This window comes from Mycobacterium conspicuum (assembly GCF_010730195.1).
GTDB classification, from domain to species: domain Bacteria; phylum Actinomycetota; class Actinomycetes; order Mycobacteriales; family Mycobacteriaceae; genus Mycobacterium; species Mycobacterium conspicuum.
In genome coordinates this window covers 5,878,618-5,891,226 of record NZ_AP022613.1, presented here as the reverse complement: position 1 = coordinate 5,891,226, position 12,609 = coordinate 5,878,618, and the positions used below count along the sequence as shown (strand labels likewise).

Genomic DNA, 12,609 nt, shown 5'->3' with positions numbered 1-12,609 from the left:
CGCACGCGACGGACGATCACGTCAGCGACGCGGCGTAGATCTCCTCGATGTTAGACGCGAGCTTCTCGTCGAATTGCGCGTCGGTTTGCTGGGCGGTCAACCCCTCGGTCAGCGCCCGGGAGAAGCTCGCGATGAGCCCGGGATTGCGGGCCAGGATCTCGCAGCTTTCCGCCAGGCTGTAGCCGCCGGACAGGGCGACCACCCGCAGCACCCGGGGATGATCGATCAGCGGCGCGTACAGATTGTCTTCGTCGGGCAACGTCAGCTTGAGCATGACCTGCCGGTCACCGGGCAGCTCGTCGAGCTTGGTGCGCAGCGCGGCCACCAGCAGGCTGTCCGCTTTCGGCTTGTCGGGGCTTTTGATGCTGACCTCGGGCTCGATGATCGGCATTAGCCCGGCCGCCGCGATGGTGTCGGCGTACTCGAATTGCTGGTCGACGATCGCCTCGATGCCCTGCTCGTTGGGTTCGGCGATGAACGAGCGCATCTTGGTGCCGAAAATGCCCTTGTCAACGGCCCGCTCCAGCAGGGAGTCCAGCTTCGTCATGGGTTTCATCAGCTGCACGCCGTTCTCGAGGTTACTGAGCCCCTGGTCGACCTTCACGAACGGCACGATGTGCTTCTGCTTCCACAGGAAGGCGGCAGACTCCTCGCCGTCGATGGTGCGGTCCATGGTCTGCTCAAACAAGATGGTCGCGATGACCTTGTCGCCGGTGAACCCCGGGCTCGAGATCAGCCGTGCCCGCATCTGGTGGATGAGGTCGAACATCTGCTCGTCGCCGCTGTATTCGCCTTCCTCAATCCCATACAGCTTCAGTGCTTTTGGAGTGCTGCCGCCGCTTTGGTCCAGCGCGGCGATGAAGCCGCGACCCGACGCCATCACGCCGCGTTGCTCGTCGTTCACTGTGGTCCTTCCGTCGTTGGCGACCTCGAGGTTCTAGCGCAAGGTCTAGCATCGCGCATCGCGACCCTATCCGGCTACCACCTACCGAATGGTTGAAACCCGCCAAATTAGCCGCTGGATGCCGCGCGGCAGGACCGCGATGCGCGTGGTCAAGGCCACGGCTTCTCGACACCGAATCCTCCGGCCCCTAGAACAGGGTTCGCCAAGCTAGCCGCGCCGGCCGACCATCCGGCGTTCGAGCGCACCGAGCGCCGAGTCGCTGAGCTTACCGAGTCCGGCCAGCAAGACGATCGCCACCAGCATCACATCGGTGCGGCCGGTGTTCTGACTGTCGATGAGCAGAAACCCGAGCCCCTTCGATGAGGCGATCAACTCCGCGGCAACCAGAAAGAGCCACGCGTTGGCCAGACCCAATCTGAGCCCGTTGACCAACTCCGGTGCCGCGGCGGGCAGCATTACCGTCGTCAACAACGAGGCACCCCGCCGGCCATAGGCACGGCCCACCTCCAACAGTTGCGCGTCGACATGCGCAAGCGCCGAGGCCGTCGTCGTATAGACGGGGAAGAACGCGCCGATGGCAACCAGCAACACCTTCGGCGTCTCGTCGATCCCAAACCACAACAGCAGCAACGGAACCCAGGCCAGCGAGGGCACGGTGCGGAGCGTGGCCACCGTCGGCGCGAGCAGGCGGCGCGCGGTCAGCGAAAGGCCGACCAGCGAACCCAATCCCAGCGCGACGGCCGCGCCGGCCAGGTAGCCGAGCAGCACGCGCGTGAGGCTGGCCCGCAGATGGGTCCACAGGTCGCCGCGCGAAAGCAACTCACCCAGCGCGGCCATCACGTCGCCGGGTGGCGGCAGTTGGCTGGCCGAGAACAACCCCCTTGCGGTGACGACCTGCCAGATCGCCAGCAGCACAACAGGGACGATCAGCCCCGCCAACGGCGCGACGCGGAACCTCAATGGGTTTGCTGGGCGTACTTCGGTTCGATGAGAGTGCTCAACGCGCTCCGGCCGGCCTCGTCCGATTTGATATCGGCGTCGGCCACCGCGATCGGGAGGATGTTGGTCAGCACCACGCGCTGCGGATCGCCCGGGGCGGGGTCGATGTTCAACGCCGTGCGCTGCAGTTCCTCTTGGGCCACGCTCGGCGACACCTTCGCCTGCGAGGCCAGCAATGCCGCCAGCTCGTCCGGGTGTGCCTTCGCCCATGCCCGGGCCTCCTCATAGCTGTTGACCACCGCCTGAACGGCGGCCGGATTCGCCGAGACGAAATCCTCGCGGGCGTTCAGGACGCCAAAGGAATTGAAATCGGGGTTTCGGTACAGCAACCGCGACCCTTGCTGCTGCACCGTCTGCGCCATGAAGGGGTCCAGCCCGGACCAGGCGTCGACGTCGCCGCGCTCCAGCGCCGTCTTGCCGTCGGCGTGCTGCAGATTGACGATCTCGACGTCGGCGGGTGAAAGGCCAACTGTGGCAAGCGATTGCAAGAGGAAGAAATACGGATCGGTGCCCTTGGTGACCGCGATCTTCTTGCCCTTGAGGTCGGCCACCGTGTTGGCGGTCGAGTTCTTGCCGACCACCAGCGCCGTCCACTCCGGCTTGCTGTACACATCGACGATCTTGATCGGGCTGCCGTTAGCCCGCGCCACCAACGCGGCCGAACCGGCGGTGGAGCCGAAGTCCAACGCCTTGGAGCGCAGGCCCTCGTTGGCCTTGTTGCTGCCCGCCGAGAGTACCCAGGTGACGTTGTAGCCCCTGTTCTCCAACAGGTGCTGGTCGCGCACCACCAGGCTCAGCGGGTTGTAGTAGGCGTAATCGAGGTGGAGGTCCTTGGTTGCGGTCGTGCCGCTGTGCGAACCACAGGCGGATACGATGCTCGCTGCAATCGAAATCGCTGCCAGATAGCGGCCTTTCAGCACGGCTTGGGCTCCTCGGTCACACCGGCCCGGCGCGGTACGCCGAGTTCGTCCAACAATCGGTCACGCAGTGCGGTGACGCGTGGGTCCCCGCGGTCGCGTGGTTTGGGGATCGCGACGTCAAAGGCCGCGGCGATGCCGGCGACACCCGTGCTGTCGGCGCGCAGGACCAGGACTCGGTCGGCGAGGATCACCGCCTCGTCCACGTCGTGTGTCACCAAAACCGTTGTCGTTCCGGCCTCTTGCTGCACCGTGTCGAGCAGGTCTTGCATCCGCAGTCGGGTCAGCGCGTCGAGGGCCGCCAGCGGCTCGTCGAGCAGCAGGACCCTCGGTCGCCGGGCGAGCGCACGTGCGAGTCCCGCGCGTTGCGCCATGCCACCGGACACCTGCCGCGGGTAGTGGCCGGCGAATTCCGACAGCCCGACGACATCCAGCCAATGCCGCACCGTCGCGGCGCCTTTCGGTCGACCGTCGCCCGGCGGAAGTCCGTATTCGACGTTGGCTGACAGCGTTCGCCACGGCAGCAGCCGAGGTTCCTGGAAGACCATGGCGCAGCGCGGGTCGATTCCCCGCACGGCATCATCGTCGATCGCGATCCGTCCATCGGTGGGACGGTCGAGGCCGGCGATGAGCCGCAACAAAGTCGACTTGCCGCTGCCGGAGGAGCCGAGCAGTGCGATCACCTGACCCGGGTCGATCTCGATGTCGACGTCGCGCAGCACGGCACGCGTTCCGAACGTCCGTCCGACGCGGCGAAGCGACACGCGGGCCGGTGCCAGGCTACTGGATGTCATTGCGCCCGAACGAATCCCGCACCGGTGGCCGTGTTGACTCCCGCGTCGCGCAGCACCTCACTCGCGATATCCGGCTGGACCGCGCCGTCGGGCAACGTGGCGGCGGGTATTGCCTTGATGCGGAACAGGAAGTCGGTGGCCGTCTTGATCAGATCGGCGCTTTGCCCGGTGGGCACGAAGGGCAGTTGCAACCGGATGCCGTCGGCGCTGCCGCCCTGGTCGACGGGCCACTTGCGGTACAGCGAGTCGCGGAGGTCCTGGGCTGAATAGCCCTCGGTCTGACTCTGCGCCATCCGCACGATCTCGTCGGCGTTCGCCGGGTCGGCGAGGTAGCGCTGCGCGTCAAGTTCGGCCTTCAGCCAGCTTTTGGCAATGTCCGGATGCTGGTCGACGAACTGTTTGTCCATCACCAGGAACCCGCCGTCGCGCTGGTCGGTCAGGATGTCGCTGGCAACGCGCTTGGCCAGTCCGGCATTGATGAGTTTGGACGGCACGGGCTCCCACACGATGGCGCCGTCAATGGTGTGGTTCTGAAAGCTCGAGTTGATCACCTCGATGCTTTGGTTGAGGTAGGCCGCCGGCTTGACGTTCAGGCTCTGGAACGTGCCTTGCGCGATGCGGTCGGTGCAACTGCCCTGAGGGGTAGCGACGGTTTTGCCGTCAAACCACGCGAGCGCGTCGCGCTGACTGGCGAAGTTCGGCGCGTCGGGCCGTACGAGAAATACGCCGCATTGGTCTTGGGAGAGTCCGAGTGTGGCGACGATTCGCAGATCTCGTGTGCTTCGCTTGCTGACACCAACGATCGACGGCATGTCCCCCGCGTAGCCGATCTGCTGCTTTCCGGCCAGCATCTGGCTCACGATGATCGATCCCTGCAGGCCGACTTGAAAGTCGACCGTCGAGCCACTCGGCAGGTACTTCTTCCAGAATTCCTTGCCCCGCATGACAAGTCCGGACCACGCCTCGGTGTAGTACGGCTGGTAGCCGACCGTGAGGTGTACGGCGCCGCCGTTCGAGACGATGTCTTTTCCGCCGATATTGCCGACCGCCGCGCAGCCGGCAGCGGTCAGTACCGTCGTTAGGGCAACGAGCAGCGCACGTTTGAGTCGCATCAGCATCTTCCTGGTATCTGTTGTCAAATATGTTGGGGCAGAGCGGATTGCAGCAAATCCAGCGCGCGGTGTTTGATTTGTTGCAGCCCGTCGTCGTGCAACAGATCCGCGCGCTGACGAGGACGGGCCCGGTCGATGAAGAACTCTTCGCGCACCCGGGCCGGCCGCTCGGTCATGATCAGCAGGCGGTCGGCGAGCAGCAGCGCCTCGTCGACATCGGTGGTGATGAACAGCACCGTACGTTGTTGCTCCGCAAGCAGTTCCGCGGTGTACTCCTGCATCAATTCACGGGTCATCGCGTCCAAACCGCGAAACGGTTCGTCGAGCACCAGGACGGCGGGCTCGTTGATCAGGGCGCGGGCCAATTCCGCGCGCCGGCGCATGCCGCCGGATAGTTCACTGGGATAACGGTCACTGAACTCGGCAAGCCCCACGCGGGCCAGGATGGCGTCCGCGCGCCGGCGGGCCTCCGGGGCGCGTTCGCCGCGCGCCCGCAGCCCAAACATGACGTTCTCGGCGGTGCTCAGCCACGGCATCAACGCGTTCTCTTGGAACAACAACAATCGTTCGGCCGACGGGCCGGTCACCTGACGGCCGTCGACGGTGATCAAACCACTGGCCGGTCGGTGATATCCCGCCAGCAGGTAGCCGATGGTGGTCTTGCCGCCGCCCGAGGGACCGATCATCGCCACGATCTCACCGGGCGCGAGCCGAAATGAGCAGTCCTCAACCACATTCACGTCCTGACGGCCCCTGCGGAAGTGCAACGAGACGTAATCGAACAGCACCGCTCCGCCCCGGTTGGCCGTCATGACGTCACCCGTCGCCACGGCATCAGTCGGTTTCCCAGCGTCCGCACCAGGCCGCTGGACAGGTAGCCCGCGATGCCGAGGCTGATCATCGCCACGACTACCCGGGGTAAGTTGTTGCCCTCGTAGGCATTCCACACGAGGAAGCCCAGGCCGCCGTCGCCGGACTGCCGGCCGCCGCCGGAGATCAGTTCCGCGGCCACCACAACCTCCCAGGTGATTCCCATGCCGACCGCGGCCCCCGTCACCAGCGACGGCAGCAGCGCGGGAAACACGACGCGCCGGAAGATAAATGACCGGCTCGCGCCCATCGACTGCGCCGCAAGGATGTGGCGGCGGTCGATCTCCTCGGCGCCGCCGACGGTGTTCAGCACGACGGGAAACAGCGCCCCGAGAAACGTGACGAACGTGATGGACAGTTCCTGGGTGGGCCAGAAGATGATCGCAATCGGCACCCAGGCCAGGGGCGGGATCGGACGCAAGCACTCGAACACCGGAAACGCCATGCGCTTGAACCACGGACGGGTTGCCATCAGCAGTCCCGCCGTCCCGCCGATGATCAACGCCAGCGCAAAGCCCGCCAACACCCGCTGAAACGACAGCGACCAGCTGTTCCAATACCCGGGGCTGCCAGCAAGTTTCAGGAAGTCGACCGCGATGGCGGACGGCGGCGGCAGTTGAGCCACCAGCGGGACGCGAATGTCGAGCCACCCGCTGAGGCGGGTCGCCAGCTCCCACACCGCGGCGAAGACGACGACACCGATCGCGCCGCGCCGGAAGGCGATGGTCTCGACGTTCCGCACCGAAAGTGCCGTCATCGCACCATCTCCCGCTCGCCCACGTCGAACGCGCGCCGGGCTTCGTCGCGGACCGCGTCCGACACGTCGCCGACGAGGTCGCGGAAACGCGGTGCGGTGATGATCCCACGGTCCCTGGGCCGATCCAGGTCGATGTCGATCGTCGTCTTGACGCGGCCGGGGCGGGTCGTCATCACCGTGACGCGACTGCCCAGATACACGGCTTCCTCGATGTCATGAGTGATGAAAAGCACTGTGACGGCGAACTTGTCGTAGATCGCCAGCAGCGCGTCGTGCATCGCGGAGCGCGAGATCGCGTCCATTCCGCGGAACGGCTCGTCGAGCAGGAGCACCGCCGGTTCCATGACCAGTGCCCGCAGGATCTCGACGCGGCGCTGCACGCCGCTGGACAACTCGCCCGGATAGCTGTGCGCTATGTCGCCGAGCCCGACCTCCTGTAGGCGCGCACGCGCGATGCCCGCGGCGTCGCGCCGGTTGAGCCGTCGCTGCGCGACCAAACCGTAGCCGACGTTGTCGGCGACGGTGAGCCACGGAAACAGCGTGCTGTCCTGAAAGACGACGACCCGGTCGGGCCCGATGCCGGCGGTTGGGCGGCCCGGGCCGCACAGCGGATGCCCGTCCAGATCGATTCGGCCCGAGGTGATGTCGGTGAAGCCGGCGACCGCGCCGAGCAGGGTGCTCTTGCCGCATCCGGACGGCCCGACGATGACGTGCACCTCGCCCGCGCCGATGTCGAGGCTGAAGTCCTGCACGGCCACTACCGGCGCGCCGGCCGTGCGGTATTCCTTGCCGACGGCGTCGAGGACCAGGTTGCCACCGGTCATGCGCCGATGCTCCGGGCGCGGTACGCCATCAACCGGTTGCCGACAAAGCGGATCAGGGCACTGCTGGCGTAGCCGACCAAGCCGAGCGTGATCATCGCGATCACGATCGTCGGGTAGCGGGTCGTCGTGTACGAGGCGTTGATCAAATAGCCGAGCCCGAACTGGCCCGCGATCATCTCACCCGCGACGAGCGAGAACCACGCGACTCCCATCCCGATCTGCAGCCCGGTGAAGATGTAGGGCAGCGAACCCGGAATCACCACGGTGCGCAGCACTGTGGTCGGGCCGGCGCCCAGGCATCGCGCCGCCCGGATGAGGTTTTGATCGATGGAATGCACGCCGAGCAGCGTGTTCAACGTGACCGCATAGAACGCCGCGAGGTAGGTCAGGAAGATGACCGAGCCCTCCCTGGTGTGAAACATCAGCATTGCCAATGGAACCCACGCCAGGATCGGGATGGGGCGGATCAACTCGAAGACCGGAAACGCGTACTGCCGAAATCGCGTTGACCACCCCAGCAGCAGGCCCAGCGGACTGCCGGTGACCAGGGCCGCGGTGAAGGCGATGGCGACCCGGCGGACGCTGGCCCAGATGTGCGCGTAATAGTCCAACGTGAAGATGGACGTGCCGTAGGCCGGGTTGGGGCTGATCCATTCCCGAATGACCTCGGTCGCACCGGGGATGCCACGAAATCGCGGCAGCGCCAGCACATCGACGGTCAGATACCAGCCGGCGACAAACAACCCCAGGCCGAGCACCGCCAGCGGAAGCGAGGGCGACACGCTTCGACGCCGCGCCGGTTTCGGCCTGGTTGCCGCGCGGGCCGGCGCGGCCAGGGGGATCGTCTCGGACGAGATGGCGCTCACGGAGGTTCCTAGGCATAGCGAAGCCCCGTGCTGTCCGGGGCGGAGGCTCCGGTCGCGGGGCTTTCTGGCGAAACTCAGTGATCATTTCGTCGCCGGCCGCGCGGCACAACGGTATAGATCGGCTTGACTAAAACCTCGCTTCAGCGAGGCCGAAGACCTGCACGGCGGCCGATTTTCCTTTCAGAACATGCGATCCCCGGTCGACGAGTTGCGGCGGCGGAGATGCGAGGGCATCGACACACTGCCCGGTGAGAAGGATCGCGTCGTCGGTGGTTTTGGTGAGTTGCTCGACGCGGGCTGCGACGTTGACCGCGTCGCCGATCAGGGTGAACTCCAGCTTCCCGCCGCCGCCAATGGTGCCCGCGATCACCACGCCGGTGTTGATCCCGATCCCGATGCGAAGGTCGGCGCCGAACCGCTCGGCGACAAGGCGGTGAATCAGCACCGCGGCGCGCACGGCGGCGTCGGCGTGATCCGCTAGATCGTTGGGTGCGCCGAAGACCGCGAGCGCGCCGTCGCCGAGGAACTTGTTGACGTGCCCCCCGGCGTCGACGACGGCGGGCACCACGATCTCGAATAGTGCGTTCAGCCGCGCCACCGTGTCCTCGGCGGTGTTGGCCTCGGCGAACGGCGTGAAGTCGCGGATGTCGATGAACATCACCGTCACCTCCCGGCGCTCGCCGGTGAACACATCGTCGCCCTGCTCCAGCAGCCGGGCGGCCAGGGCCGGGTCGACGTAGGTGCCGAACGCGGCCTGAAGTCGTTGCCGCTCAGCCAATCCCGCCTGCATCCGGTTGAACGACGCCGCGAGCGCGCCGAGGTCGTCGTCTTGAACCACCGGCAGGCGCTGGCTGTAATCGCCTGCCGCAACACGTTCGGTTCCTTGCGCAAGGTCTTCAATTGGCTTCAAGGAGGGCGAGAAAGAGGCGAAAACCGTTATCGGCATACCAAATCCCACGGTCAATCCGAGTCCGATCAACACCCAAAGCGCGGGACTCTGATGCGCGGGCGCGAATACCGCCGTGAGCATCGCGCCCGCGATGGCGAATGCAAGCACGACCCCGAGCATGGACAGGTTCGTCCAAGTGGCGAACGTAGGGCGAGACCGCGGCAAGGAGTCCCCAATCGCCTTGCCACCAGCGAGCGCGACCCGCACCGGCCGTAGGGAAGCCTCGACCAAGCTGTGCACTCCGATCGAATGGGAGCCCGATCCGAAAGCGGCGCCTAAGATCGCATACTGGCCAAGCCGTGATAGGTCCGCGCCGACAATTAGACCGACAGTGATCGCCATTACGCCGGCCACGACCGCGACGACCCCTAACGCTCGAGCCGTCTGCTTACGAGACCAGACGTAAGTGGCCTTTAGAACGCTCGCCCGATCGCCCTCACCGGCCGCAGCCCAACGATCGACAAGCCGCCACGCGCCCAGGCCGGGAAGAACCAGCGCGTACACCAGTACCAGCACCGCTCCAACGGTGACACCTGCCGACTCGACGTAGCGACCCGACTTCTCGAAAGCCACGATGATGAACGACAGAGTTAGGTAGACCGGGAACGCTATGGGGAATCCGATCGCGCAGATCACCCATGAGTACCGCGCGCCGTATCGATCCCATGCCCACTGCAAGATGCGGTCCATAGCGCGACACTAAACCGCTGGCCACCCGCGATTCGCCGTCTTCTGCGCTCCCACGAAAAGCTAGCTACGGTTGCTCCTAAACAATTGAAGGGTCCCCGATGAATAGCGACCAGATCGTCGCGCTGGTTACTGGCGCCAACCGTGGCTTGGGCAAGCACTTCGCAACCCAGCTTGTCCAGCGTGGGGCGAAGGTCTACGCCGCGGCACGCCGCCCCGACACAATAGACATCCCCGGCGTCGAGGCCGTCCAGCTCGACATCACCGACCCGACCTCGGTGGGCCGCGCTGCCGATCAGGCCGGCGACGTGACCTTGCTCATCAACAACGCCGGTAGCTCTACTCGCGCCGGACTGCTGTCCGGGTCGCTAGAGGACATCCGGCTCGAGATGGACACGCACTACTTCGGCACACTCAACGCGATCCGCGCGTTCGTTCCGATCATTGAAGGCAATGGCGGAGGTGCAATCCTCAACATGCTCTCGGTGTTGTCCTGGCTGCACCTCCCCGGCTCCGGCGCCTACGGCGCGGCCAAGGCAGCGGCCTGGGCCATGACCGACGCGCTTCGGCAGGAACTGGCCCCTCGCGGCATCCACGTCACTGCCGTGCACGTCGGCTACATGGACACCGACATGGCCGCCTTCGCGCCAGCAGACCAGAAGACCGATCCTGCGGTGGTCGCCGAACTCGCGCTCGACGGCCTATTCGCCGGTTTGCCGGAAGTCCTCGCCGACGAGCAGACGCGCACGGTGAAGGCGCAGTTATCCAGCACGTCCTAACGCCCAATGTGAAGCAACGAGAAGCGGTGTCAGCCCTACAACGCCAGCGCTTGGCGCAGTACCGCGATCGCCTCGGCCTGCTCACGCCGGGAGATCGCCGCGGTTTGGATGAGGGAGGAGCCGTGGAAAGTGCCTGGGAACAAATGCAATTCGACGCTGACACCCGCGGCGAGCATGGCCAGCGCGTAGGCGACGCCCTCGTCACGCAGGGGGTCGAACTGCATCACCGAAACGTAGGCGGGTGGTAGGCCCGCCAGATCGGTCGCGCGGGCCGGCGCGGCGTAGACCGACACGTCGTCGGAGCCGGCGCGGCCCGGCCCGAGGTAGCAGTCCCAGCTGAACACGGCTCGGGGGCGACTCCACAGCGGGGTGTCGGTAAAGGCGGTCATGCTCGGGCTGGTGAGCCGATCGTCGAGCTCCGGCACCGCCAGGAATTGAAAGGCGATGTGCGGCCCACCGCGGTCACGGGCCAGCAGCGCCAGCCCCGCGCACAGACCGCCGCCGGCGCTCATGCCGTGGATCGCGATGCGCCCGGGATCGATGCCCAGCTCACCCGCGTGAGCCGCCATCCAGACCAAGCCGGCGTAGACGTCTTCCAGCGGCGCGGGGAACGGTGCCTCCGGCGCCAGCCGGTAGTCCACCGACACCACGACGACGCCGAGCTCGCGAGCGAGCGTGACGTTGGAGGCGTGCTCGGTGTCGAGGTCACCGGCGATGAACCCGCCGCCATGAACGCTGTAAATCCCGGCGGGCGCCGTCGGGTGCTCGGGCCGGTAGATACGCACCGTCACGTCGGGATCGCCGTCGCGGCCGGGAATGCGGCGCTCCTCGATGTGTAGCCCCGTCGTGTCCGGCACCGGCAGCTGCGCGATCATCTCCGCCAACGCCGTCCGCATTCGCGCCGGGTCGTCACCCTGCCAGGTCGGCAGGAGCGGGACCATCTCGGCGATTTCGGGGTCGAACGCGTAGGTCGTCATGGGACCACATCATGCCCAGCAATCGCGCCACTGACCAGAGCTGACCGCGAGCCGAACCGGGCCGCCATTTTCGACCGCGATTTTCGCAGTGCGGTTGGGCTCGCGAAGCGCTGCCCCGCCCGACCGACGGATATCGAAACCGATTCATGTCACCATGAGGCATGGCTGGAGCCGATCCAGGCGCGTCGAGCACGAACAAGCTCGCCCGCCCCACCAACGCCGACGTGGCCCGGCTGGTGGGTGTATCGACGGCGACGGTCAGTTACGTGCTCAACGAGGTGGCGGGACGAAAGATCTCGCCACGCACTCGCGAGGCCGTCTATCGCGCGGCTGAGCAGCTCGGATACCGGCCCAATCTGGCCGCGCGCAACCTCGCCCGCGGCCGCAGCGGCGTGGTGTTGTATGTGCTGCCGCGGGTGGCGGTCGGTGACATGCCGATGCAGGCGGGCAGCCGGATGACCACGGAATTGGCGCGGGTCGGATTGCTGCAGGTGCAATTCTTCGAGACCGAGGACCACCAGCACGTCATCGACGCGATCAAGAATCTTGACCCCGTCGCGATCACCAGCCTCTTTCCGCTCAGCAGGGATGTTCTCGAGGTGGCACGGGCGGCGTCGATACCGCACATCGAGATCGGGACGCTGCCCGCTCTGGGCGCCCCGCATCTCTCGGTTGGAGAGCTGCGCGTCGCGCACCTGGTCTCGCGGGGTCATCGATGCATCGCGTTCGCCTATGCGGGGGCCGGTCGGTGGCATGCCCTGGGCGATTACTGGCTGCAAGGGGTCGCCGACGCGGCGCAGGCGCGTGATCTTCCGCCGGTGCGCATTGCCGAGGTGACCGGGGACAACGCCGCGCAGGTGGTCACCGACTGGGTGCGCGACGGTGTCACCGCGGTGTGTGCGCAAAGCGACGAGATCGCGTGTGTGGTCTTGAACGGCATCCGCGAGGCGGGGTTGCGCTGCCCGGACGATCTCGCCGTGATGGGCGTCGACGCCACTCCGATCGCAGGAGCGCTGAGCTCTCCCGCACTCACCACGGTGGAGTTCGACCCCGTCGCGGTCGCCGACGTGGCCATCGCCGCTCTGCTCACCGAGTTGGGGTATGCCGCGCCCCCGTCTCCGCAGCCGACGGACATCGGCCGCCTGATCGTGCGGGCCTCGACCTGATCGGACGG

At 66.2% G+C, this 12,609-nt stretch carries 13 protein-coding genes; 2 read left to right on the top strand and 11 right to left on the bottom strand.

Translation table 11 applies throughout. The features are described from left to right. Positions 1-16: 16 nt before the first annotated feature. The 10 genes from G6N66_RS27145 to G6N66_RS27100 all read right to left on the bottom strand — a co-directional run bounded on the left by G6N66_RS27145 (position 17) and on the right by G6N66_RS27100 (position 9,682). A complete protein-coding gene (locus tag G6N66_RS27145) occupies positions 17-904 on the bottom strand; it encodes a fructose bisphosphate aldolase (RefSeq protein WP_085233939.1) in 888 nt (295 codons plus the stop codon). A gap of 207 nt (positions 905-1,111) precedes the next feature. Beyond that, on the bottom strand, positions 1,112-1,864 hold the full coding sequence (locus tag G6N66_RS27140) for an ABC transporter permease (protein WP_232079428.1): 753 nt from the start codon (positions 1,862-1,864) through the stop codon (positions 1,112-1,114). Beyond that, complete coding sequence (locus G6N66_RS27135; RefSeq protein ID WP_372515950.1) at positions 1,861-2,823, bottom strand: aliphatic sulfonate ABC transporter substrate-binding protein; 963 nt, start codon at positions 2,821-2,823, stop codon at positions 1,861-1,863. The genes G6N66_RS27140 and G6N66_RS27135 overlap by 4 nt, the downstream gene beginning before the upstream one ends. Then, positions 2,817-3,584 carry an ABC transporter ATP-binding protein gene (locus tag G6N66_RS27130; protein WP_179968374.1) on the bottom strand — a complete coding sequence of 256 codons (768 nt, stop codon included), beginning with the start codon at positions 3,582-3,584 and terminating at the stop codon, positions 2,817-2,819. Before G6N66_RS27130 ends, G6N66_RS27135 begins: the two co-directional genes overlap by 7 nt. Before the next feature lie 26 nt (positions 3,585-3,610). After that, positions 3,611-4,726 (bottom strand): ABC transporter substrate-binding protein, encoded by a 1,116-nt coding sequence (locus G6N66_RS27125; protein WP_085234084.1) that lies wholly within the window; start codon positions 4,724-4,726, stop codon positions 3,611-3,613. A gap of 23 nt (positions 4,727-4,749) precedes the next feature. Continuing rightward, positions 4,750-5,538 carry an ABC transporter ATP-binding protein gene (locus G6N66_RS27120; RefSeq protein ID WP_085234083.1) on the bottom strand — a complete coding sequence of 263 codons (789 nt, stop codon included), beginning with the start codon at positions 5,536-5,538 and terminating at the stop codon, positions 4,750-4,752. Continuing rightward, positions 5,535-6,353 carry an ABC transporter permease gene (locus tag G6N66_RS27115; RefSeq protein WP_085233937.1) on the bottom strand — a complete coding sequence of 273 codons (819 nt, stop codon included), beginning with the start codon at positions 6,351-6,353 and terminating at the stop codon, positions 5,535-5,537. Before G6N66_RS27115 ends, G6N66_RS27120 begins: the two co-directional genes overlap by 4 nt. Next, the gene (locus tag G6N66_RS27110) at positions 6,350-7,177 is read right to left on the bottom strand and encodes an ABC transporter ATP-binding protein (protein ID WP_085233936.1); all 828 of its coding nucleotides are present in this window, start codon (positions 7,175-7,177) and stop codon (positions 6,350-6,352) included. Before G6N66_RS27110 ends, G6N66_RS27115 begins: the two co-directional genes overlap by 4 nt. Continuing rightward, the gene (locus G6N66_RS27105; protein WP_085233935.1) at positions 7,174-8,043 is read right to left on the bottom strand and encodes an ABC transporter permease; all 870 of its coding nucleotides are present in this window, start codon (positions 8,041-8,043) and stop codon (positions 7,174-7,176) included. Before G6N66_RS27105 ends, G6N66_RS27110 begins: the two co-directional genes overlap by 4 nt. 127 nt (positions 8,044-8,170) lie before the next feature. Next, positions 8,171-9,682 carry an adenylate/guanylate cyclase domain-containing protein gene (locus G6N66_RS27100; protein ID WP_085233934.1) on the bottom strand — a complete coding sequence of 504 codons (1,512 nt, stop codon included), beginning with the start codon at positions 9,680-9,682 and terminating at the stop codon, positions 8,171-8,173. Positions 9,683-9,780: 98 nt separating this feature from the next. On the opposite strand from G6N66_RS27100, the gene G6N66_RS27095 reads away from it, so the two are divergent. Continuing rightward, the gene (locus G6N66_RS27095; protein ID WP_085233933.1) at positions 9,781-10,458 is read left to right on the top strand and encodes an SDR family oxidoreductase; all 678 of its coding nucleotides are present in this window, start codon (positions 9,781-9,783) and stop codon (positions 10,456-10,458) included. A 35-nt stretch (positions 10,459-10,493) separates the two neighbouring features. Here the strand turns inward: G6N66_RS27095 and G6N66_RS27090 are convergent, their stop codons facing one another. Next, the gene (locus G6N66_RS27090) at positions 10,494-11,435 is read right to left on the bottom strand and encodes an alpha/beta hydrolase (RefSeq protein ID WP_085233932.1); all 942 of its coding nucleotides are present in this window, start codon (positions 11,433-11,435) and stop codon (positions 10,494-10,496) included. A 161-nt stretch (positions 11,436-11,596) separates the two neighbouring features. Between G6N66_RS27090 and G6N66_RS27085 the strand changes: the two genes are divergently transcribed. Beyond that, entirely contained in the window at positions 11,597-12,601 is a 1,005-nt protein-coding gene (locus tag G6N66_RS27085; protein ID WP_085233931.1) for a LacI family DNA-binding transcriptional regulator, read from the top strand. The last annotated feature ends 8 nt before the right edge of the window (positions 12,602-12,609 follow it).

Bases quoted from the DNA above. Each gene is read 5' to 3' on its own strand.
- G6N66_RS27125 (WP_085234084.1), bottom strand. From the start codon at position 4,726: ATGCGACTCAAACGTGCGCTGCTCGTTGCCCTAACGACGGTACTGACC.
- G6N66_RS27120 (WP_085234083.1), bottom strand. From the start codon at position 5,538: ATGACGGCCAACCGGGGCGGAGCGGTGCTGTTCGATTACGTCTCGTTG.
- G6N66_RS27115 (WP_085233937.1), bottom strand. From the start codon at position 6,353: ATGACGGCACTTTCGGTGCGGAACGTCGAGACCATCGCCTTCCGGCGC.
- G6N66_RS27110 (WP_085233936.1), bottom strand. From the start codon at position 7,177: ATGACCGGTGGCAACCTGGTCCTCGACGCCGTCGGCAAGGAATACCGC.
- G6N66_RS27100 (WP_085233934.1), bottom strand. From the start codon at position 9,682: ATGGACCGCATCTTGCAGTGGGCATGGGATCGATACGGCGCGCGGTAC.
- G6N66_RS27095 (WP_085233933.1), top strand. From the start codon at position 9,781: ATGAATAGCGACCAGATCGTCGCGCTGGTTACTGGCGCCAACCGTGGC.
- G6N66_RS27090 (WP_085233932.1), bottom strand. From the start codon at position 11,435: ATGACGACCTACGCGTTCGACCCCGAAATCGCCGAGATGGTCCCGCTC.
- G6N66_RS27085 (WP_085233931.1), top strand. From the start codon at position 11,597: ATGGCTGGAGCCGATCCAGGCGCGTCGAGCACGAACAAGCTCGCCCGC.